This window comes from Bradyrhizobium iriomotense (assembly GCF_018130765.1).
In the GTDB taxonomy this organism is placed as follows: domain Bacteria; phylum Pseudomonadota; class Alphaproteobacteria; order Rhizobiales; family Xanthobacteraceae; genus Bradyrhizobium; species Bradyrhizobium iriomotense_A.
Window position 1 is genome coordinate 132,448 of record NZ_JAFCJZ010000006.1, and the last position, 21,740, is coordinate 154,187.

The 21,740-nt window shown below is 66.4% G+C and carries 21 protein-coding genes; 5 read left to right on the forward strand and 16 right to left on the reverse strand.

The window, feature by feature from the left end; genetic code table 11:
- The first annotated feature begins 1 nt into the window (after position 1).
- Positions 2–640, forward strand: a complete 639-nt coding sequence (locus JQ635_RS13380; RefSeq protein ID WP_211410335.1) for an NrsF family protein — start codon at positions 2–4, stop codon at positions 638–640.
- Positions 641–650: 10 nt separating this feature from the next.
- Here JQ635_RS13380 and JQ635_RS13385 read toward each other — a convergent pair whose 3' ends face one another.
- A complete protein-coding gene (locus tag JQ635_RS13385; protein ID WP_211410336.1) occupies positions 651–1,751 on the reverse strand; it encodes a DUF2336 domain-containing protein in 1,101 nt (366 codons plus the stop codon).
- A 62-nt stretch (positions 1,752–1,813) separates the two neighbouring features.
- Complete coding sequence (locus JQ635_RS13390) at positions 1,814–2,971, reverse strand: GGDEF domain-containing protein (protein ID WP_211410337.1); 1,158 nt, start codon at positions 2,969–2,971, stop codon at positions 1,814–1,816.
- Between the two features lie 439 nt (positions 2,972–3,410).
- Between JQ635_RS13390 and JQ635_RS13395 the strand changes: the two genes are divergently transcribed.
- The 4 genes from JQ635_RS13395 (at position 3,411) to JQ635_RS13410 (ending at position 7,629) form a co-directional block, all read left to right on the forward strand.
- The gene (locus JQ635_RS13395) at positions 3,411–3,980 is read left to right on the forward strand and encodes a sigma-70 family RNA polymerase sigma factor (protein ID WP_018647974.1); all 570 of its coding nucleotides are present in this window, start codon (positions 3,411–3,413) and stop codon (positions 3,978–3,980) included.
- A complete protein-coding gene (locus JQ635_RS13400; protein WP_211410338.1) occupies positions 3,977–4,672 on the forward strand; it encodes a hypothetical protein in 696 nt (231 codons plus the stop codon). Before JQ635_RS13395 ends, JQ635_RS13400 begins: the two co-directional genes overlap by 4 nt.
- A gap of 15 nt (positions 4,673–4,687) precedes the next feature.
- The gene (locus JQ635_RS13405) at positions 4,688–6,376 is read left to right on the forward strand and encodes a S8 family serine peptidase (protein ID WP_211410339.1); all 1,689 of its coding nucleotides are present in this window, start codon (positions 4,688–4,690) and stop codon (positions 6,374–6,376) included.
- 485 nt (positions 6,377–6,861) lie between these two features.
- Positions 6,862–7,629, forward strand: coding sequence for a TIGR03809 family protein (locus JQ635_RS13410; protein ID WP_211410340.1), 768 nt, complete (start codon positions 6,862–6,864; stop codon positions 7,627–7,629).
- Positions 7,630–7,660: 31 nt separating this feature from the next.
- Here the strand turns inward: JQ635_RS13410 and JQ635_RS13415 are convergent, their stop codons facing one another.
- From JQ635_RS13415 to folP, 14 genes are all read right to left on the reverse strand, one after another.
- On the reverse strand, positions 7,661–9,031 hold the full coding sequence (locus tag JQ635_RS13415) for a TIGR03808 family TAT-translocated repetitive protein (protein WP_211410341.1): 1,371 nt from the start codon (positions 9,029–9,031) through the stop codon (positions 7,661–7,663).
- A gap of 197 nt (positions 9,032–9,228) precedes the next feature.
- Complete coding sequence (locus JQ635_RS13420; protein ID WP_211410342.1) at positions 9,229–9,879, reverse strand: pyroglutamyl-peptidase I; 651 nt, start codon at positions 9,877–9,879, stop codon at positions 9,229–9,231.
- Entirely contained in the window at positions 9,876–10,865 is a 990-nt protein-coding gene (meaB, locus tag JQ635_RS13425) for a methylmalonyl Co-A mutase-associated GTPase MeaB (protein WP_211410343.1), read from the reverse strand. The genes JQ635_RS13420 and meaB overlap by 4 nt, the downstream gene beginning before the upstream one ends.
- Positions 10,866–10,916: 51 nt before the next feature.
- Positions 10,917–12,428 (reverse strand): tripartite tricarboxylate transporter permease, encoded by a 1,512-nt coding sequence (locus JQ635_RS13430; RefSeq protein ID WP_211410344.1) that lies wholly within the window; start codon positions 12,426–12,428, stop codon positions 10,917–10,919.
- Positions 12,429–12,432: 4 nt separating this feature from the next.
- Entirely contained in the window at positions 12,433–12,924 is a 492-nt protein-coding gene (locus JQ635_RS13435; RefSeq protein ID WP_027558743.1) for a tripartite tricarboxylate transporter TctB family protein, read from the reverse strand.
- A 123-nt stretch (positions 12,925–13,047) separates the two neighbouring features.
- Positions 13,048–14,040, reverse strand: a complete 993-nt coding sequence (locus JQ635_RS13440) for a tripartite tricarboxylate transporter substrate binding protein (protein WP_211410345.1) — start codon at positions 14,038–14,040, stop codon at positions 13,048–13,050.
- Between the two features lie 131 nt (positions 14,041–14,171).
- Entirely contained in the window at positions 14,172–14,945 is a 774-nt protein-coding gene (locus JQ635_RS13445) for an RsiV family protein (protein ID WP_211410491.1), read from the reverse strand.
- A gap of 31 nt (positions 14,946–14,976) precedes the next feature.
- The gene (locus JQ635_RS13450) at positions 14,977–15,273 is read right to left on the reverse strand and encodes a nucleotidyltransferase family protein (protein ID WP_211410346.1); all 297 of its coding nucleotides are present in this window, start codon (positions 15,271–15,273) and stop codon (positions 14,977–14,979) included.
- Between the two features lie 37 nt (positions 15,274–15,310).
- Positions 15,311–17,467: a methylmalonyl-CoA mutase gene (gene scpA / locus JQ635_RS13455; protein ID WP_211410492.1), complete on the reverse strand. Its 2,157-nt coding sequence runs from the start codon at positions 17,465–17,467 to the stop codon at positions 15,311–15,313.
- Between the two features lie 16 nt (positions 17,468–17,483).
- Positions 17,484–17,948, reverse strand: a complete 465-nt coding sequence (locus tag JQ635_RS13460) for a GFA family protein (RefSeq protein WP_211410347.1) — start codon at positions 17,946–17,948, stop codon at positions 17,484–17,486.
- Entirely contained in the window at positions 17,945–19,816 is a 1,872-nt protein-coding gene (locus tag JQ635_RS13465) for a methylmalonyl-CoA mutase subunit beta (RefSeq protein WP_211410348.1), read from the reverse strand. The genes JQ635_RS13460 and JQ635_RS13465 overlap by 4 nt, the downstream gene beginning before the upstream one ends.
- An 81-nt stretch (positions 19,817–19,897) precedes the next feature.
- A complete protein-coding gene (gene folK / locus JQ635_RS13470; protein WP_211410349.1) occupies positions 19,898–20,389 on the reverse strand; it encodes a 2-amino-4-hydroxy-6-hydroxymethyldihydropteridine diphosphokinase in 492 nt (163 codons plus the stop codon).
- A gap of 1 nt (position 20,390) precedes the next feature.
- Positions 20,391–20,759: a dihydroneopterin aldolase gene (gene folB, locus JQ635_RS13475; RefSeq protein WP_211410350.1), complete on the reverse strand. Its 369-nt coding sequence runs from the start codon at positions 20,757–20,759 to the stop codon at positions 20,391–20,393.
- Positions 20,756–21,616, reverse strand: coding sequence for a dihydropteroate synthase (gene folP, locus JQ635_RS13480; protein ID WP_211410351.1), 861 nt, complete (start codon positions 21,614–21,616; stop codon positions 20,756–20,758). Before folP ends, folB begins: the two co-directional genes overlap by 4 nt.
- Positions 21,617–21,740 lie beyond the last annotated feature (124 nt).

Consider the following 21,740-nt stretch of genomic DNA (forward strand, 5'->3'; position numbering starts at 1 on the left):
CATGGATACCGATCAACTCATTCGCACGCTCGCGGCCGACAACGCCCACCGCGCGCCCCGCGTCGGCGCCGTGCTGACCATGGCGCTGCTGGTGGCCGCACCGCTGTCGATCCTGATCTTCGCGACTTTTCTCGGCGTGCGCGCCGACGTGATGAGCGCGATGGGCAATCCGTTCTTCGACATGAAGTTCGCGGTGACGCTGTCGCTCGCGATTCCCGCGATCATCGTCAGCCTGCATCTGTCGCGGCCGGAAGCCCTGCTGCGCGGCTGGGGCTGGCTGCTGCTGCTCCCCGTCGGCCTGCTTGCAGTTGCGATCGGCAGCGAGGCGATGATGGCCCCGGCCATGCCGATGACGATGCGCTTGATGGGCAAGAACTCCAGGACTTGCCTGATGGCGATTCCCGCGATGTCGCTGCCGCTGCTCGCGGGGGCGCTGTTCGGCCTGCGCCACGGTGCACCCTCGCGTCCCGCGCTTGCCGGTGCACTCGCAGGCCTGGTCTCGGCCGGACTTGCCGCGACGCTCTATGCCTCGCACTGCACCGACGATTCACCGCTGTTCGTCGCGACCTGGTACACGATCGCGACCGCGGTGGTGACCGTGATCGGTGCGGCGGTCGGCTCGAGGGTGCTGCGGTATTAGACCGGGCGCGTCACGCCGCCGGCGTCGCGCTCTGCATGCGGTGGAAGCGTAGCACCTGCTGCGCGGTCGATGAGCGCAGGGCCTCGTAGCTGTCGCGCAGCGCTAGCATGTCGGCCGTCGCGCCGCCTGACAGCTTTTCGCGCATCGCGATGATCGCGCGCACGCTCGACCATTGCATGCCCGCGACCTTGGCGAGGATCATCACGCCCTCGGTGCGGCTTTCGATCATCATGGTCTCGGCGGTCTCGACCGCAACGCCCGCGAGCGCGGCGAGCCCCGCATTGGTCTCGTCGAACTTGCCCTGCTCGGCGAAGGCGGTGACCTGGAATTCGTTGAGGCGGCCGTCCTCGTGCAGCGACTTCACCAGCGCGCGCGCCATCTCGGTCTGCCTGGTCATGGCGGCGGCGCGGACCCGCTGGGCCGCTTCCTGCACCGCGCTCGACACCTCGTCCGCGAGCTCGGGATGCGCGGCCTCCAGCTTCCGGCGTACGCTCAAGGACGCCTTCGCAACCAGCTTCAGGTAGTGATGGCGCGGCAGGCTGGGCCGCAGGCCGATGCAGGTGGCGAGGCCGTCGTCGCGCTCGGCGCGCGTGACGAGGTCGGTGAGACTTTCCTCGGAGAGCCGCGCGCCCGGATTGCTGACGGTTGATTGCACCACGTCCTCGTTGCCGCGTGTCACCAGCACCTCGGTCAGGGCTTCCGACAGCACCCGCCGCAGCGAGATCGCCTTCAGATGGGCCTGGCCGCGCGTGCGCGCGATCTCGATCAGGGTGGCCTCGTCCAGCCGTTCCGATTTCGTCAGCACGGGTCCTGCGACCTCGATGACCTCGTCAAGCGCGAGCGTGCGGATGATCTTCGGCGGCGCGGCCGCGATCGGTGCGAGGCGGTCGGCAAGCAGCGCCCTGGCGGACGTCTCGATCTGCTCGATCAGGCACTCGAACACGTCGTCGAACACGCGGATGTGGTCGTCGGAATAATCCACCGCGTTGCCCACGAAGAGATCGGTGACGCGGCGCAGTGTCTCGACCCGGCGCGCAACGGTGCCGTGCGAGAGCGCGGCCTGCAATTCTTCAAGCAAATTCTCGGATGATTTCTCGGATTTGGATCTCATTGCCCTGTCCTGGAGCGTTCGGTCCGGCGGCGCCTCTGGCGCCCCGGGAGAAAATGGTTTGGTCAGTTCGTTACGATGCGGTTGCGGCCTTGCGCCTTGGCGGAATAAAGCGCGCTGTCGGCGCGCGCGAGAAACGTGTCGGCAGTATCAACATCGCGAAGCGTCACGACGCCCGCTGAAATCGTCACGCGCATGCCCGGAGAGAACGAGCTCCAGTCGAGGTCGGCGACGACGCGGCGCAGGCGCTCGAGCGTGCGCGAGGCGGCGTCGCCTTCGGTATCCGGCAGCAGCAGTAGGAATTCCTCGCCGCCGTAGCGGCCGAAGCTGTCGGCCGGGCGGATGTTGGCGAACATCGTGATCGCGAAGGTGCGCAGCACCTCGTCGCCGATGGGATGGCCGTGGGCGTCGTTGATACGCTTGAACCAGTCGAGGTCGATCAGCGCGATCGCACAAGGCCTCGATGTCCGCCGCGAGTTTTCGATCTCGGCGTCGAGCAGACGCATGATGCAGCGGCGGTTGTAGGAGCCGGTCAGCTCGTCGAGCTCGGCCAGTTCCTCGATGCGCTGATAGGCGGCCTTCAGCTCGATGCTGCGCTGATACAGGATCTTGCGCAGCGTGGCGCCGAACAGGCCGAGGAAGGCGCACTGGCCGATCACCAGCACGAAGCACAGCATCGAGGCGGTCCGCTGCAGCCTGGTCGCGACGGGCATGCCGATCGGCAGGTCGGAGGCGAGGAACACGGCGGCAAGGCCGGCGGTCGCGAGCGCCCAGGTCAGCATCGCCTGGGTCGAGGTCATGCGCAGCGTGCCGAAGGCGAAGATCAGGAACAGCACGCTGATGAAGGCGATGCCGATGGTCGGGGCCGACAGCAGGAACACGAATTGCAGCGCCATATGCGCCGAGATCTGGAAGACGGTGAGATAATGGTCGGTGAATTTGTCGCCGACGCCGGCCTCCGACAGCACGGTGAAGGTGCCGATGATCAGGAGGCCGCCGACCCAGAACAGCGAGGCAATGTCGATCGGGATCACGCCGTCATAGGCGTAGAGCAGCAGGACGGAGGCGCCGAGCGAGTAGCTCGCCACCTGGCCGATATACATCTGGCGGCGCTGCCAGGCCCGGCGTGCCCGGACCTCCGGCGCCGCCGCCCCGGGCGTGAGGACGAGATCCGCGACCTCAGCGGCATTCCTCTCGGGAAGCGACGTCGCGGCCGTGTTCATGGTCCCGCCAATGGTGGATGTCAGCCCAAAAATCTACGTGGCAAGCCTTTAGGTTTGGTATCCTTGGAAATCGAATCCGAAGCGTGCAGCGCGGAACAGGATGACCTTGGCCGGACGGGGGAATTTGCCGGCGATTAGGCATCGTTTGCGATGCGGTCGAGCCAAAGCAGGGGTTCGTGAGACATACGTCGTGCAGGACTGCTATGGAACCGGACTTGATCGGCCCGCCCGTGCCGGGCAGGCCATCCGCAGGAAAGTGTTTCAGTATCATGTTACCGATCTGGATTGAGGCGGGCGCCCGCTACGGGCGGAGCAGGAAAAGCGCATGTATGTGGGGCAGATCACACGGGTCCCCGTACGACTGCGGTAGGTTGAACAATTTTGCACCTCCCGTCGAACCCTCCGCCGCATCGATCCGACCAACCTTGCGAGACGAGCTTTGAGCGTGACACAGGCGGCTTCGGACGAGGTCCTGATCGCCAGGATCGCTCAGGGCGACCGGCTCGCCATGCAGGTGCTGTACGGGCGGCACCATGTCAGGGTCTACAGGTTCGGGCTGAGGCTCGTGCGGGACGAGCAGGCGGCGGAAGACCTCATCAGCGAGGTGTTTCTCGACGTCTGGCGTCAAGCCGGCAAGTTTGAAGGCCGATCCGCCGTTTCCACCTGGCTGCTGGCAATCACCCGATTCAAGGCCCTCTCGGCGCTTCGCCGCAGGAAGGATTTTGAACTGGACGAAGACGCCGCGAACGCGATCGAGGACCAGTCCGATGATCCGGAAACGGTGGTGCAGAAAAAGGATACCAGTGCTGCGTTGCGGGAGTGTCTGACGGGCCTCTCGCCGGAACATCGGGAAATCGTCGATCTCGTCTACTACCACGAGAAGTCCGTGGAAGAAGTCGCCGAAATCGTCGGGATCCCGGAGAACACTGTGAAGACGCGCTTGTTCTACGCGCGCAAGAAACTGGCCGAACTGCTGAAGGCAGCCGGCGTTGAGCGAGGCTGGCCATGATGGCTTTGAGCAAGAAGATGCTGGAGCAAGAGCCCAGTGAAATTGAACTGCTGCTGCCCTGGCACGCCGCCGGCACGCTGAACGCGCGCGATGCCCGCCGCGTCGAGGACGCGCTGGCGCGTGATCCGGAGCTCGCCAGGCAGTATGCCGCGATCCGCGGCGAGTACGAAGAGACCATTCATCTGAACGAGAGCCTGGGCGCTCCGTCGGCGCGCGCGATGCAGAAGCTGTTCGCCGCGATCGATGCCGAGCCGGCGCGGGCTGTCGGTTCGCTGCCGCTGTCGGCGCGCATCGCGACCTTCTTCGCGGGCCTGTCGCCGCGGACGCTGGCCTGGTCGGCGAGCTTGGGCGCCATCGCGCTGCTGCTGCAGGCCGGCATCATCGGCGCGGTGCTGATGAAGACCCAGACCGCGACCTTCCAGACCGCCTCGCTCTCGACCGGTGCGCCGATCACGCGCGAACTCGGTGCATCCGCAGCACCGGCCCGTGCGCTGGTGCGCTTCACGCCCGAGGCGCGTGTTGCCGACATCACCGCATTGCTCGACAGCTACCAGGCGTCGATCATCGGCGATGCCAAGGGCGGCATGTTCCGCCTCCAGTTCGACAAGGCGATGAGCCAGGACGAACTCGCCGCGCTGCTCGCCAGGATGCAGCGCGAGAAGGTCGTCAACCTCGCCGTTGCGGCGCCGTAGGGCGCCTCTAAACCGATGACGCGCAAGTCCGAGAGTAAGTTGCGAGCCGCGGCCTACGCCTCGTCGGTCGGCGCTGCGCTGTTGCTCGCCGCCTGCCTCGGCGTCGAGGTCGCGCAGGCGCAGGCGATCATGCGTACGCCCACCATCAGCGTCCCCTCGCGCACGCCCACGATCTCTCCCAGCATCGCCGCGCGAGCGGTGAGCATCGACCGCGGCCCGCGCCCGATCACGACGACCGCCCGGATCCCTTCGACGCGGATCAGGTCGACGCCGGTGCTGCCCTATGCGCGCTACTCGCCCAACCTCTACCCGGCCTGCACGGCGCCTTATCGCGATGCCGACGGCGAATGCCTGGCGCAGCCCAATGCGGGTGGCGAGGGTACTGGCAAATCGGGCAAGAAGGCTGCCAGCAAGGGACGCGGCAACAACACGCCGGTTGCGGTGAACCAGCGCATCTTCGGAGGCGAATTCGTCGCCGAGATCGACGGCGCCCTGTCGGTGACGGAGGCCGATGAGCTCGCGCGCCGCCACGGCCTTGCGCGCGTCGCATCCGAGAATTTTCCGCTGATCGGGGCGACCTTCGGCCTGTTCCGGATCACCGACGGCCGGCCCTTCGAGACGGTGCGGCGCGAATTCGCCGCCGACGGCAGCGTGCGCTCGGTCCAGCCGAACTTCCGCTACGCGCTCCAGGACCAGAAATCCGCCGTGCCGGTTGAGGGCGACCCCGCGCAATACGCGCTGGCAAAGCTTCGCCTGCCGCAGGCGCACACGCTGGCGCACGGCGCCAATGTGACGGTTGCGGTGATCGACTCCGGCATCGACGCCAAGCACCCCGAACTCGCCAATTCCATCTCCGATAGTTTCGATGCGCTCGGCAGCGCCGAAGGCCCGCATGTTCACGGCACCGGCATCGCCGGCGCCATCGTGGCGCATGCCAAGCTGATGGGCAGCGCGCCCGAGGCGCGCATCATCGCCATCCGCGCCTTCGGAGGCACCACGGGCGGCGCCGAGAGCTCGTCCTACATCATTCTGCGCTCGCTGAACTACGCCGCCGAGCACGGTGCGCAGATCGTCAATATGAGCTTTGCAGGTCCCAAGGACGCCGTGATCGAGCGCGCCATTGCGGCGACCGCCGCGCGCGGCCTCGTGCTGATCGCGGCCGCCGGCAATGCCGGCGCGAAATCGCCGCCGCTTTATCCCGCGGCCAATCCCAACGTGATCGCGGTCAGCGCGACCGACCAGCAGGACAAGCTGTTTTCCGCGTCCAACCGCGGCAACTACATCGCGCTGGCCGCGCCCGGCGTCGACATCTTCCTGCCGGCGCCCGACGGCAAATACCAGATGACCTCGGGAACCTCGTTCTCGGCCGCCTATGTCTCCGGCGTCGCGGCGCTGCTGCTCGAGCGGAACTACACGCTCAAGCCGGAAGCGCTGCGCATGACGCTGGCGAAGACCGCGCGCGATCTCGGCTCACCCGGGCGTGATGATCTCTTCGGCGACGGCGAGGCCGACGCGTTTGCCGCGGTGATGGCTGTTCCCGCCGACAGCACGACTCCGGTTGCGGCTGCGTCCGGTACAACAAAACGTGAAGACGCCGACAAGCGTCGCGACGAGCCCGGCGTCCGCGCGATCGAGCAGCCCTCGCTGTCGAGCGCAGGCGATAAAGCCGCGATTTCTCAGGCGGATAGGCCGGCGACGCGATAGCATCTGCGACAGGATTGCGCGCGCGCCGAAGGTTAAAAATTCAAACCCCGCATTTGAACGTTCAGCCGGCTAGCACGACCAAATTATGTGGGAGCGGTCATCCCTCCCCATCAGTCATATCAGGCGCGAGCGCCCATCCACCCCAAGCGCCCATATGGCTCGACCCGTCCGGTTGTCCCCCCGGACGGGTCTTTTCTTTTGGGCATCCGGTTCCTTGAAGCGATATCTGAGATCAGCTTCCGGTTGAGCGACCGCGATGGCGCTGATCGCCGGCGTCCATCGAGTGCAGCGCACCTCCGCCATGCTTGTGCGAAGCTTGACTCGAAATCACAGCAAATCTCCGCGCGACTACGGTCTTTCATGACGGACGGCGTGTCGTTGCTGGACAAGTCAAAACTTTTCCACAAAATATTCATGTCGCGTCTAAATTGATTCGTGTGCGTTGCGTCCCCCGCGTCCGTGCCTTTTTCTCAACGGGCTGGTTCATGACACATCGCCAAGAGTCTTTCCGCGCCGCGGGGTGCAGCCGCGAGGTCGCAGCACGCTGGTGCGCTCTCGCCGAGCAGCGGCTGGAGCATCTCTCCGAAATGTTCGAGACCGGACGCTGGCGCCGCTATCACTCCGAGCTCGCCTTTCTCGAAAACATCCAGGAAGCCAAGCGCGCCGTCCAGACCTGGCGCGCCATCGCCACGGGCGGGGATGTCGCGGCGGCAGCCGCGAGCGTCACCTCCGCATTCGGCTGGTCGCCGGCGACCATGCCTCGCGTGTTTCCGCGCGAGCAGCAGGTGCAGACCGTGCAGCCCAAGACCTTGCAGCCAAAGGCCGTGCACATCGCCCCCGAGACCGCCGTGCCGGTCAGGCTCGAGCCCAAGCCGGACGTTCTCGCTGAAGTGACCGAAGCCCCGCTTGTGCCGCTGGCTGCGCCCGTTGCGATGGCGTCGTTCACTGCGCCCGCCGAGATGCCGCCGCTCAGGGCTCCCGCTGCGAGGGCGCCGTCAACCGCACCCGCTGTGAAGCCGCCGGTCGCCGTGCCCGCTGCACTGGCCCCGCGCACCGCGCCTGCCGCAATGGCGCCATTCACAGTGCCCGCTGTGAAGCCGCCGGTCGCCACGCCTGTTGCAATGGCAACGCTGCTGCCGCAGTTCGCTCCGCCAGCCGCCGAAATCGTCGCAGCCCCCGAGCGCGTCGTCGAATTCACCCTCAGCCTCGACGGCATCGAAGCGAAGTACCCGCTGCTCAGGAACGCGTTCTAGCGCCTGGAAGCTGGAGGCGAGGGGACGGCGCCTAGCGCCGTACCGCATTCCCGCCGATCACCACCTGCGCAAAGCGTTGCGCGCCGTCGGCGGACAGGTCCGCCGTCACCGCGCGCGCGTGATCGAGGCCGACGACGGCGCCGCGCGGGGTTTCCGAGATCATGTTGTTGTTGACGAGCGCGGTGCCGGCGCCGGGCACCACGGAAACGCCGACGCCGACCAGCGCTTTGCGGATCACATTGCCCGTGATTGCGACGTCGCGCAGATATTTGCCCCAGCCGGCCACGATGCCGTAGGACGGCGCGTTCTCGATGACGTTGCCGGTCACCGACGTGTCCGCCTCGATGTAGATGCCGACGCCGGCGTCGTCGTCCGGCGCGGTGCCGATGGGGCGCTTTGGGATCAGGTTGCGGATGATGTTGCCCTGGACCACGGCGATGCGGCCGCCCTCGTTGAAATTGCAGACGGAGACGCCGACGGCGGCGCCGTCCACGGTGTTGTTGGCAATCACGGCGGCCTCGAACGCGAACTCGGAATAGAGCGCGACCTCGCGCACGTCGCTGATGCTGTTGCCTGATATGTGGATGTTGGAGGCCGAATTGCCGCGCACCGCGGAATAGTCGCAGTTTTTGATGCGATTGCCGCGCACGATCACATTGCCGGCGCGGAAGGCGTTGATGGCGTTGCCGTACTGGCCGGAGCCGCCGGGTCCGGCCTTGATGTTCTCGATGCGGTTGTCGGCCACCAGCGTGCCGTCATCGCCGATTGCCGTGCGCAGGATCTCGATGCCGTTGTCGTTGGTGCCGAGGATCGTGTTGCGGGAGACGCCGAGGCCCCTGGCGTCGAACGAGACCACCGCCGTCACCGCGATATCAGTGAAGATGTTGCCGGAGATGTCGCCCGCGACTTGCTCGAGCCAGATGCCGCTGCCGCCCGAGTTCGTGATCTCGCAATCGGTGATGCGCACATCGCGCCCGCCGAGCACATGGATCAGTCCGCGCCGCGTCGGCAGCGCAATGCCGGCGCCGTCGAAGGTGATGCCGGTGAGGCCGATGGCATCGGAGCCGTCGCTCTGGATCGCCGAGGCCCCGCCGGTGAAGATGAATTTCGTCGCGCCGCGCGCGCCGATCAGTTGCGCGCCGTTCGGCAGCCGCAGCAATCCGCAGCGGTAGATGCCGGGTGGCAAGGCGAGCGGCATCTGTGCCCGCGCGGCCTCGTCGATCGCGCGCTGCAGCGCGCGAGTCTGGTCCTCGCTGCTACCGGGCCGTACGCCATATTGGGTGGCATCGCGGCCGAGCAGCGACGTCAGCGGCGCCGCGCGCGCGGCGTCGGCCGGCATGGCGAGCGCGCCGGCGATGCCAGCGGTCGAGGCTCCAATGAGGTGACGGCGATTGAGGTCCATGACGCGTCCTCCGGCGGACGCGGGGGTCCGCGCCGGATTAGGTAGCGCAGCGTGGCCGGTGGCGTGAGGATTGTTCGCGGTAGGGTTAAATGTTTACCCCGGCAGAGGTGCTGTAGGGTGGGCAAAGCGTAGCGTGCCCACGTTATGGCAGATCGGAACGAGATGGTGGGCACGGCGCAAGTGCGCCTTTGCCCACCCTACGAGACCGGCGTGTTCTTCCTTGCCAATTGCACCATCTCCATCAGCATAGCTTCCCCCGCATCCACCAGCTCATCCAGCGTGATGCGCGGCGCCCCCTTGCGCCGCACCGCGCCACTGCGGGCCAGCAGGGGAATATGGATGAACGCGGCGAGCTTCGGTCCGCCCGCCCTGACGTTCTCGATCGCACGCCAGCTCAGGTAGTTGCAGAGATAGGCGCCGGCATCGCGCGAGGGGCGCGCGTCGATCCCGGTGAGGCGCGCGGCCCGCAGCAGCCTTGCCGTGTGCGGGCCGAACATCATCGCGTCCGCATGGCCGGCGATGCCGCGCTTGCTCGAACGGGTGTTGGCGGCATCGGGCCAGAGCATGGTGACGGCGTTGCGCGCGCGGGTCTCGATGCGCAGGTACGGCGTGCGTGCGGCGAGGCCGAACATCAGGAGCGCGTCGGGCCTTTGTGCAGTGAGCACGTCAGGCAATTGCCGGTCGACCGCGGCATAGGTCACCGGAAAGACGTGGCTCGTGATCGCGACATCGTCGAGTGCGGGTCGGCGAAGTTGGGCCAGCCGCGCCACTAGCGGCTGGGTCGGATTGTAAGGTGCGCCGGGAAACGGTCCGAAGCCGGTGAGGAGAATGCGGAGCTTTTCGCTCATTCCAGCAGCTCCAGAATCTGCTCGGCGGCGAGCGCCGGCGTGAGATGCCCATCGGCGACTTCCGCCTCGATCTTGCGGACCTTGGTCCGCACCGAGGCCTCGCTGCGCAGCCGCGCCAGCATGCGCTGCTCCAGCATCGACCACATCCACTTCACCTGCTGCTCGCGCCGCCGTGCAGCGAATTCGCCGGATGCGCTCATCGCCTTGCGGTGATCCAGAACCTTCTGCCAAAGCTCGGCAATTCCGGTGCCGGCCAGCGCCGAATAGGTGACAACGGGCGGATGCCAATGCTCGGACCTCGGCGCCAGAATGTGCAGCGCCCCGCGATAGTCGGCGGCGGTGATGTTGGCGCGCTTGAGGTTGTCGCCGTCGGCCTTGTTGATCGCGATCATGTCGGCGAGCTCGACCAGGCCCTTCTTGATGCCTTGAAGCTCGTCGCCGCCGCCCGGCAGCATCAGGGCAAGGAAAAAGTCGGTCATGTCGCAGACCGCGGTCTCGGACTGGCCAATGCCGACGGTCTCGACCAGCACGACGCCGAAGCCGGCTGCCTCGCACAGCAGCATCGCCTCGCGTGTCTTGGCGGCGACGCCGCCGAGCGTGCCTGAGGACGGCGAGGGGCGGATGAAGGCGTCGGCGGAGGCCGACAGGCGCGCCATCCGCGTCTTGTCGCCGAGGATCGAGCCGCCACTGCGCGCCGAGGACGGGTCGACCGCGAGCACCGCGACCTTGTGGCCCTGCTCGATCAGATAGGTCCCGAGCGCATCGATGGTGGTGGATTTGCCGACGCCGGGCGAGCCGGTGATGCCGACACGAAACGCCTTGCCGGTGTCGGGCAGAAGCTTCTGCACCAGCTCCCGCGCCAGCGCCTGGTGGTCGCTGCGACGGCTCTCCACCAGCGTGATGGCCCGGGCGAGCGCCGCGCGACTGCCGGCGCGGAGGTCGCGGGCGAGGGATTTGATGTCGAGCGAGGCCTTCTTCTCAGTCATGCCCTGCTTTACAACGCCCGGACGGGGCAAGCGAGAGCCGCCCGCCCGATATCACCGGGTCGTTGCCGCGACCGTCTGCGCCGGCTTTACCTTCCGCCACACCCACACCATCACCGGCCAGAGCAGGGCCCCGATCGCCATGGCGGCGAGGATCGCAGCCACCGGACGCTCGAAGAACGGCAAAATGCTGCCGTCGGATTTGATCAGCGAGGTGACAAAGGCCTGCTCGACCATGGTGCCCATGACGATGCCGAGCACCATCGCGGCGACCGGATAGCCGTTGGCTTCCATGACGTAGCCGATCACGCCGAAGGCGGCGACAGTGACGACGCCGAACATGTTGTTGCCGATCGCGAACGAGCCGACGGCACAGCACAGCATGATGATCGGCATCACGGTCGAGCGCGGCGCCAGCAGGATGTAGGCGGCGACCCGGATCATGGCGATGCCGAGCGGGATCATCAGGATGTTCGCGATGATGAACATCAGATAGATCGCGTACATGCTCGACGCCTTCTCGGTGAACAGCGTCGGGCCGGGATTAAGGCCCTTCATGTAGAGCACGCCGATCGCGATCGCGGCGATGGTGTCGCCGGGAATGCCGAACAGCAGCGAGGGCACCCAGCCCGAGGCGATGCTGGCATTGTTGCTGGCGCCGGCCTCGACCAGGCCCTCGACATGGCCGGTGCCGAACTTTTCCTTCTCCTTGGAGAAGCGCTTCGACATCGCGTAGGAGACCCACGCCGCCATGTCTGCGCCGGCGCCGGGCAGCACGCCGATGATGATGCCGACGATGTTCCCGCGCGTCATCTGCCAGTGATAGAGCTTGGTCAGCTTCCACTGGCCGGCCATGATGCTTCCGAATTTTCGACGCGGCAGCGGCGGTGGTTCCGGCGTCAGCATTGCGCGCATCACCTGCGCCACCGCGAACACGCCGACAAGGGCCGGGATCGGCTCGATGCCGCCGAACAGATCGGTGATCCCGAAGGTGAAGCGCGGCACGCCGCCGGGATTCTCGATGCCGATGCAGGAGACCAGCAGGCCGAGGAACATGCCGGCGATCGCCTTCACCGGCGAGGAGCGCGCGACCAGCGTGGCGCACATCAGGCCGAGCAGCGCCAGCCAGAAATATTCGAAGGTCGAGAACGACAGCGCGATCTCGGCGAGCGGCGGCGCCAAAATCATCAGCGACAGCACGCCGGCGATGCCGCCGACCGCGGAGAACCAGACGCCGGCGCCCAATGCGAGCTCGGCCTGTCCTTTGCGCGTCATGGCGTAGGCTTCGTCTGCATAGGCGGCGGAGGCGGGCGTGCCGGGAATGCGCAGCAGCGCGCCGGGAATGTCGCCGGAGAAGATCGCCATCGAGGATGCCGCCACGATGGTCGCGATCGCCGCGATCGGCGACAGGTAGAAGGTCACGGGGACGAGCAGGGCGGTCGCCATCGTCGCCGACAGGCCCGGCAGCGAGCCGATGACGAGGCCGTACACGGAGGCTGCGAACATCGCGATGATGACCTCCCAGGTGGAGATCAGCGCGAAGGCGTCAAGCAGGGTTTTCAGCATGGGATTACCAGGGCGTCGGCAACAGGCCGGCGGGCAGCGGCACGCGCAAGAGCTTGCCGAAGATAAGATGGATGGCGAAGGGCGACAGCGCCGCGAGCGGCAGCGCCAGCTTCCATTTCGCCCCGAGCGCGGTCGAGGTGACGTAGACCATGATCGCGGCCGTGATGATGAAGCCGAGCCGGTCGGCGGCAAAGACGTAGAACAGCAGCAGCGCCGGCGGCAGCAAGGCGCGCAGGCCGTAGAGCTTGCTCTGCGGCGGCGGGGCAGCGGCCTGGCCGTCCTCGAGCGGGACCAGCTCTTCCTCCTCCTCGAAGGAATGCCCGATGCCGAACACGATCGCGAGGCCGCACAGCGCCAACCCCGTGCCGATCACCAGCGGAAACACGTTGGGGCCGACCGGCTGCCCTGGCACCGGCGGCAGGATGTAGCCGCCATAGGCGGCAGCCGCGCCGAGCACGACGAGAAACGATCCCGTGACGGAGTCGGGAAGACGCATGACGAGGGGTCCTGTGGAGTTTCTTTTCCCTCTCCCCGTTTTTACGGGGAGAGGGTTGGGGCGAGGGGACTTTCCGCGCGGACGGTGAGAGTTGGATTCGCGGAGATCCCCCTCACCCGAACATCACGCCTTGCTCAGGCCCGCGGCCTTCATCGCCTCGCCCATCTGGGCGTCGCCCTTGTCCATGAAGCTGGCAAACTGGCCGGCATCGCCCCAGACGGTGCCGAAGCCGCGATTGCTCATGAAGTCCTTGAACTCGGCGGAGTCGTAGACCTTCTTCAGCGCCGCGGTGAGCTTGGTGGCGATCTCCGGCGGCAGGTTCTTGGGCGCGCCGATGCCGCGCCAGGCGCCGGTGGCGTAGTCGATGCCCATCGCCTCCTTCAGCGTCGGCACGTCCTTGAAGATCGGGTTGCGCGCGGGCGCCATGATGGCGAGGCTCCTGGCCTTGCCGGCCTCGATGATGGCGCGCGCCTCCGGCACCGAGCAGGTGGTGAGGTCGAGGCCGCCGGCGGCGAGATCCTGCATCGCCGGTGCCGCGCCGTTCGAGGGCACCCAGGCGACCTGGTTGGCGGGCAGGCCCATCGCCTGCATCCAGCCGACCAGCGCCAGGTGCCAGATGCCGCCCTGGCCGGTGCCGGAGGCCTTGAACTTGCCGGGAGGCGCCGCCTTGATCGCCTCGGCCAGCTCCTTCACCGTCTTGTAGGGCGAAGAGGAGGAGACCTGGATGCCGGGCGGATCCTCGTTCATCAGCGCCAGCGGCGTGTAGCTCTTCGGCGTCAGCTCGGTGAGGCCCTGCCAGTGCATCATCGAAATCTCGACCGTGAGCATGCCGATGGTGTAGCCGTCGGGCTGCGCGGTCGCGATCGCGCTATGGCCGACCACGCCGGAGCCGCCGGTGCGGTTGACCACGTTGAAGGGCTGGCCGAGGTCCTTTTCGAGCAGCGCTGCGACGATGCGCGCGGTGGCGTCGGTGCCGCCGCCCGCGCCCCAGGGCACGATCACGGTGACCGGCCGGGCCGGATAGGCTTGCGCGAGTGCGGGCTTGAAGCCGAACGCGGCGGATGCCGCAACAACAGCGGTCGAGGCCGCAAACGTGCGGCGCGAAATCTTGGACATGAATGCCTCCCAGCGGCGCCCGTAACACCGGGCGCTCTTGTCAATGGCGGCATTCTAGTCGGCTTTGCAGCGGGGCTGCAAGGTAGCGCTACCACAGCGCTGTGAGCAACGCGATGCTGCTCAAAACATGATCATTGCGGCTCGTCCGCATCGCCCTTCGGCCGTGCGCCACCGAAGATGCGTGCGCCTTCCGTGGTGAGGTAAGGCTTCAGCGTCTCCCAGGGCACGAACGCGACATATTCGCCCTCGGCGTAGGGGCCGACCGCGTAAGGCGGATAGTGGAAGGTGAGCCCGGAGCTCTTGCCCGCTTCGGTTGACGGGGCGAGCGTCACCGCGCCGATCTTGAGCAGGCTCGGCTCCACGCCCTTGAACCATTCGTCGGTCGCGGTCTCGCTGGTGTCGCGCTTCTTCTTCTCGGCCTTGAGCGAGGCGATCACGGCCTTGACCATCGCCTTCATGGTGGGGCCGCCATCGGCGGTCTCGGTGAAGAACGGGCGGATCGCGATGCGCTTGTTCGCCGTCCTGTCCCAGAGGATCGTGTTCACGTCCGAGTTGGGGTGGGCGCCGTGGGTGTCCATGTAGTCGTTGCGCAGGACGCTGACATAGCGGTCAGTGACCACCGAGCGGATCGTATATTTGCGCTCGAAATCCCAGCCGCCGTCCCTGAAGAACTGCGGATCCTGCTTGCGCGAGGCCGCAGCCTCCGCCGCATTCTTGTCGAGCCACTTTTTGCCCTCAGTGAGGCAATCCGCCGCCAACGCCGCATCCGCCTTGATCCTGTCGTCGAGGAAGATGCGCGCTTCGATGTTTCTGTTCTTGATGACTGCGTCGGGTTTTGGATCGGCGGCGAGGGCGGAGAACACGCACGTTGCGCCAAGCGCCAAGGCGACGCTCAAACCGGTCATGAACTTCAAGGGGAGTGCTCCTGCGTGAGCGTCAGAATACTTCGAGAACGTCGCCCGCAATGCGCTCCACAAAGAGAGGTGAAATGGAGTGCCGGACGGTCGCCTGCGTCTGCAAGCCAGTCGCATCCTCGATGATCTGCTCGACATCGATCAGGTTGAGCAGCGAGAAAGATGTCTCCGGTTCGACCTCGACAAGGACGTCGATGTCATCGTCCGGGCGGTAATCCTCATTGGCGCGTAAACCCAATATGGCGAGCTTCGACACGCCCTTGCCCTTGATGGCATCCGCGTTCTTGCGTATCGCCGCGATGATTTCGTCACGTGTCATGGACACAATCTGGCCGGTTGCCGGACCAGTCTATCATCTACTCCGCTGCCTCGCTATGCCCGAGCCGGGCATTCAGCTTGCGGATCAACTCCTCGGCGGCGTCCGCGATCACGGTGCCGGGCGGGAAGATCGCTTCGGCGCCGGCCGCGTAGAGTGCGTCGTAATCCTGCGGCGGCACCACGCCGCCGACGATGATCATGATGTCGTCGCGGCCCTGCTTCTTCAGCGCGGCCTTCAATTCGGGCACCGCGGTGAGGTGGGCGGCGGCCAGCGAAGAGACGCCGAGGATGTGCACGTCGTTCTCGACCGCCTGCCGCGCGGCTTCATCGGCGGTCGCAAACAGCGGTCCGATGTCGACGTCGAAGCCGATATCGGCAAACGCCGATGCGATTACCTTCTGGCCGCGATCGTGGCCGTCCTGGCCGATCTTGGCGACCAGGATGCGCGGGCGGCGGCCCTCGGCCTCCTCGAAGGCGTCGATCAGCGCCTGAACCTTCTCGACCTGGTTGCCCATGCTGGACGCCTCCCGCTTGTAGACGCCGGTGATGGACCTGATCTCGGCGCGGTGCCGGCCGAACACCTTCTCCATCGCGTCCGAAATTTCGCCGACGGTTGCCTTCGCGCGCGCCGCGTCGATCGCGAGCGCGAGCAAATTGCCGTTGCCTTCGCCGGCCGAACGCGTCAGCGCGGCGAGCGCGGCATCGACGTCCGTCTGGTTGCGTTCGGACTTCAGCCGCGTCAGCTTGTCGATCTGGAGCCGGCGAACGTTGGTGTTGTCGACCTTCAGGATCTCGATCGGGACCTCGTCGGTCGGCTTGTACTTGTTGACGCCGATCACCGCCTGCTTGCCGGCATCGATGCGGGCCTGGGTCTTGGCCGAGGCCTCCTCGATGCGCAGCTTGGGCACGCCGGCCTCGATCGCCTTCGCCATGCCGCCGAGCTCCTCGACCTCCTGGATGTGGCCCCACGCCTTCGCAGCGAGGTCGCGCGTGAGACGCTCGACATAATACGAGCCGCCCCAGGGATCGATGATGCGGGTGGTGCCGCTTTCCTGCTGCAGGAAGAGCTGGGTGTTGCGGGCGATGCGCGCCGAGAAATCCGTCGGCAGCGCCAGCGCTTCGTCGAGCGCGTTGGTGTGCAGCGACTGGGTGTGGCCTTGCGTCGCTGCCATCGCCTCCACCGTCGTGCGCATCACGTTGTTGAAGACATCCTGCGCGGTCAGCGACCAGCCCGAGGTCTGGCTGTGCGTGCGCAGCGACAGCGAGCGCGGATCCCTAGGATTGAACGGCTTCAGGAGCTTGGCCCAGAGCAGGCGCGCCGCGCGCATCTTGGCGACTTCCATGAAGAAGTTCATGCCGATCGCCCAGAAGAACGACAGCCGCGGCGCGAAGCGGTCGACATCTAAGCCCGCGGCAAGACCGGCGCGAAGATATTCGACGCCGTCGGCGAGCGTATAGGCGAGCTCGAGGTCCTGCGTCGCGCCGGCCTCCTGCATGTGGTAGCCGGAGATCGAGATGGAATTGTACTTTGGCATCCTCGTGGAGGTGTAGGCGAAGATGTCCGAGATGATCCGCATCGAAGGCGCGGGCGGGTAGATGTAGGTGTTGCGCACCATGAACTCTTTCAGAATGTCATTCTGAATCGTCCCTGAGAGTTTCTCCGGCGGTACGCCCTGTTCCCCGGCGGCCGCGACATAGAGCGCGAGGATCGGCAGCACCGCGCCGTTCATGGTCATGGACACGCTCATCTGGTCGAGCGGAATCCCCGCGAACAGCGTGCGCATGTCGTAGATGGAATCGATGGCGACGCCGGCCATGCCGACGTCGCCGCCGACGCGTGGGTGGTCGCTGTCATAGCCGCGATGGGTGGCGAGATCGAAGGCGACGGAAAGTCCCTTCTGTCCGGCCGCGAGGTTGCGGCGGTAGAACGCGTTGGAATCCTCCGCCGTGGAGAAGCCGGCATATTGCCTGACGGTCCAGGGCTGGTTGACATACATCGTCGGGTAGGGGCCGCGCAGATAGGGCGCGATGCCCGGATAGGTCTCGAGGAAATCGAGCCCGGCCAGATCCGCCTCGCCATAAGCGGGCTTCACCAGAATGCCCTCGGGCGTCAGCCACGGCTCGGCGCTGCCGGTTGGCGCTGTGGTCGCGGTCCGCTCGAAAGCGACGTCGGCGAAATTGGGAATGCGGGTCATGGCTTCAACCATATCCTCAATCATGGTCCGGATGCTGATGGCTGACGATGGTCGCCATCTTCTCCGGTCCGTAATTCTGCTGCGTGGTCTGGCTCGGCAGGTTGGCGATGCCGACCACCCAGCCGAGGCGGGATTCCGTTCCGTACTGCCGCGTCGGCACCACGTGGTCCGGACGGTCGAAGGCGCCGGTCATGATCTCGATGCGCGGGCCATCGATGCGGCGGAAGCTCAGGGGCGTGCCGCAGGCGGCGCAGAAATCGCGCATCGCGATCGACGAGGATTGGAACGCCGCTGGCGTACCCTTGGTCCAGGCAAAGTCCGTCTTCTCGATATCGGCGAAGGAGGCAAACGGCGCGCCGCTGGCCTTCTGGCACATACGGCAGTGGCAGATCGAAATCTTGTTCGGCGTCGCCGTCAGCGCAAAGCGCACCGCGCCGCATTGGCAGCCACCGGTGAGAACGGGTTTGCTGGCGTCTGTCATGCCTTCTCCATCCGTCGATAGGCGTCTTGCAGCGTCGCAAGCGCATCGCCTCCGGCGAAGACAAAACCCGTGACGCCGGCGGCCCGTAAGCCCGCCTCGGCCTCAGCCGGGCGGCCTGCCAGATAGATATGTCGCCCGCCGGCCGATTGCAGGGCCTTCGCCGCAGCTTCGGCGTGTTCCGCATAGACCTTGTCGCTGGAACAAAGGCAGGCAAGCGCGGCGCCGGAGGCCTTGAAGGCGGCCGCCAGCTTGGCCGGATCGGCAAAACCCTCACTCTCGACAGCCTGGATGCCGCCGGCCTCGAAGAAGCTCTTCGCAAAGGTCGCGCGCGCGGTGAAATCGGCGGGCGTGCCGAGATTGGCCAAGAACACCGTTGGCCGCGCCCCGCGCGCCTTGAGTGCCGCATCGGATTTGTTGCGCAGTGTCTCGAACGGCTCTGCCAGCCGGATCGGCGGCAGCGCCTCGAACTTGTATTTCTGTTCCCCGTAAGGGGCGAGCGTAACAGGCGTTGCCTTCAGCACCGCCGTTTCGCTCTCCTGCAGGTTCGGAAACTCGCTGGCGCCGGTCAGAACGTCGCGTCGCTTGGCGATGTTGGCATCGCGCGCCTTGCGCGTGGCCGCGACCTTGCTCTGGAACAGGCCCTGCTGGAGCGCGGCAAAGGCGCCGCCGGCTTTTTCGCTCTCCTGGAACAGCGCCCAGGCGGCTTCGCACAGCTGCGCCGTCAGCGTCTCGATGCCGCCGGCGCCTGCCGCGGGATCGGTGACCTTGGCGAGATTGCTCTCCTCCAGCAGCAGGGCTTGCGTGTTGCGCGCCACGCGCCGCGCGAATGGATCGGGCAGGCCGAGTGCCAGCGTGTGCGGCAGCACGGTGATGGCGTTGGCGCCGGCAAGTCCAGCCGCGAACGTCGCCATGGTTGCGCGCAGCATGTTCACATAGGGGTCGCGCTGCGTCAGCATGCGCCAGGCCGTATCGGCGGCAATGAACAGCGGTTTTGGCGCGAGCCCGCAAGCGGTCTCGATGCGCGCCCAGAGCAGCCGCAGAGCGCGGAATTTGGCCATGGTCAGGAACTGGTCGGCATCCGCGGCAAGCCGCGCATAGACCATGCCTTGTGCCTGCTCGAGGGGGACGCCGGCACCTTCGATCGCGCGCAGATAAGCGACGCCGCAGGCGAGCACGAAGGCGAGCTCCTGCACTTCCGATCCGCCGGCATCGTGGATCACGCGTCCGTCGGCGGAGGCAAACGGCCCCTTGAAGCCGAGCGCGGCGAGACCCTTGATGGCGCCGATGACGGCGGGCGCGATTTCCTCCCACGTATAAGGGCTGTGGCCCCACACCGCGCCGGCCGCGAGCGGATCGAGCCCGAAGCGGATGTTGCAGGCCGCGGGATCGAGACCAGCGCTCTTCACATATTCCGCGACATGGATCGCCGCCATCCGCGATTGCGGGCCGATCTCGAGCTCGATACCGATCCCCGCGTCGAGATGAATGTCCTTCAAGACCTTTGCGACTGCATCCGCCGTCGGTTCCAGACCGAAGCCATGGGCACCGGTGCCGCCGGCGAACACCAGCGCGAGTCCCGTCGCGCCGTTCTCCAGATCCTGCAAGGCCTGAGTATTCGCGGCCGCTGCGTCGGGATGGTCGATCCGCTGCACGATCTGCCACGGCGCCGCCGCCGGCCGGCCCACCACGGGCGCAACGCCCTTGGCGCGCGGATAGAGCGGATCGATCTTCAGGCCATCATAGGTCTTGCCGACCAGCTTCTCGAACGGCGCGCCCTTCAGCACGCCGTCGACCAGCTTGCGCCAGTCCTCAGCCGATGCCTTGGGAAAATCCGCCGCCAGCGGCAGGTCGTCAGTCACGGAGGTCATGCGGCGAGGGGCTCCCGAAAATCTTGTTATTCGCAGGCGAAATTGCCACGGCAGACCGTCCCTGCAAACGGTTGTTTTTGGTTAACCGGTATCCGGAAGCCGCTCAATGCCTTGCGTCGAGACGCTGGCAAGCCCGTCACGCACACGAATGCCCGAGATCACGCGGTCCGGCGCGATTTCGGCCAGCGGCACCAGCACGAAGGCGCGCTCGAACAGGCGCGGATGCGGCAGCGTCAGGTCGGGCTTCTGCAATGACACATCGTCATAGGCGATCATGTCGAGATCGAGCGTGCGCGGGCCCCAGCGCCGCTCCTTGTCCCGCGTGCGGCCGAATTTCTGCTCGACCTTCTGCAGCACGAACAGCAGCGCGTGCGGATCGAGGCTGGTCTCGATCTCGACGCAGGCATTGATGAAAGGCGCCTGATCCTCGTCGCCCCAGGGCGGCGTCGCATAGTCCGAGGAGCGCGCGATCAGTGCGGCTTGCGCCATGCCGCAGACGTGCGAGATCGCCTTGCGGAACGTCGCGCGGACATCACCGACATTGCCGCCCAGTGCGATCAGCACGCTCGCCATGTCACGGGTGCCGCGAGCGCGTCAGCATGATGCCGACGTCGTCGAAGATCGCGGCGATCGGTGCATGCGGCTTGTGCACGGTGATCTTCACCGCACGGATGCGCGGGAAGTGCGACAGGATGGCGTCGGCGACCGCACCGGCCGCGCGTTCCAGCAGCTTGTAATTGGTGTTCTTGAACGCCGCCGTCGTGGTCGCCACGACCTCGGCGTAGGACACCGTGTCGGCGAGCCGGTCGGTGCGCGCAGGCTCCGACAGGTCGGTGTAGAGTTCGAGGTCGATGACGAAGCGCTGGCCGACTTCGGTTTCGTGATCCATCACGCCGTGGCGGGCATGGATCGACAGGCCGGTCACGAAGATCGTATCGGTCATTGCTTGCTCTCGATTGCGTGTGCCACCCGCAGGGCCTGCAAGGTCTCGGCGACGTCATGGGTCCGGATGATCCTGGCGCCGCGCTGCGCGGCGATCAGATGCGCGGCGATCGAGCCGGCGAGCCGCTCCGATGGCTCCGACGGCGACACCGAGGCGATGAAGCGTTTTCGCGAGGCCCCAACCAGGATCGGCAGGTCGAACATGTCGAGCTCGCGCAGCCGCGCCAGCGCGATCATGCTCTGCTCGGCGGTCTTGCCGAAGCCGATGCCGGGATCGAGCACGATTTTTTCGCGCGCGATGCCTGCTTTTGCGGCGATATCCAGTGAGCGCAGGAAGAATGCTTTCATGTCCGCGACGATGTCGATGGCGGGATCGACGCTGTCGCGGTTATGCATGACGATGACGGGGACGCCTCTTGCGGCGATCAACGGCGCCATGCCGGCGTCGCGTTGCAGACCCCAGACGTCGTTGGCGATCAGCGCGCCCTGGTCGAGCGCGAATTTCACCACCTCCGCCTTCATGCTGTCGATCGAGACGGGGGCGCCGAGCGCGACGACGCTTGGCAGCACCGGTTTCAGGCGGGCGAGCTCGTCCTCGGCCGTGACGGCCTTGGCGCCGGTGTAGGGCCGGGTGGATTCGGCGCCGATATCGATGATGTCGACGCCAGCGGCGATCATCGCCCGCGCGCGCTCAAGCGCCTGCTCGGGCGCGATGAACTTGCCGCCGTCGGAGAAGGAATCCGGGGTGACGTTGAGCACGCCCATCACCGCCGGGATCGGTCGTTGCAGCAGCGTCCGCAGCGCATCAAGCCCGGCCGAGCCGGCCGGCGGGACGGATGGGGAGGGCGAGGCATTCATGCGGCCCGCTTTAGCGGTCGGGGAGGGGGGATTCAAGGCGGGATTGGCGGCAACACGTGCCGCTCTATCACCGTCACCCTGCGGTGGCCGCTGCCCTCGAAGGGCGACGGCCCGGCTCTCGCGG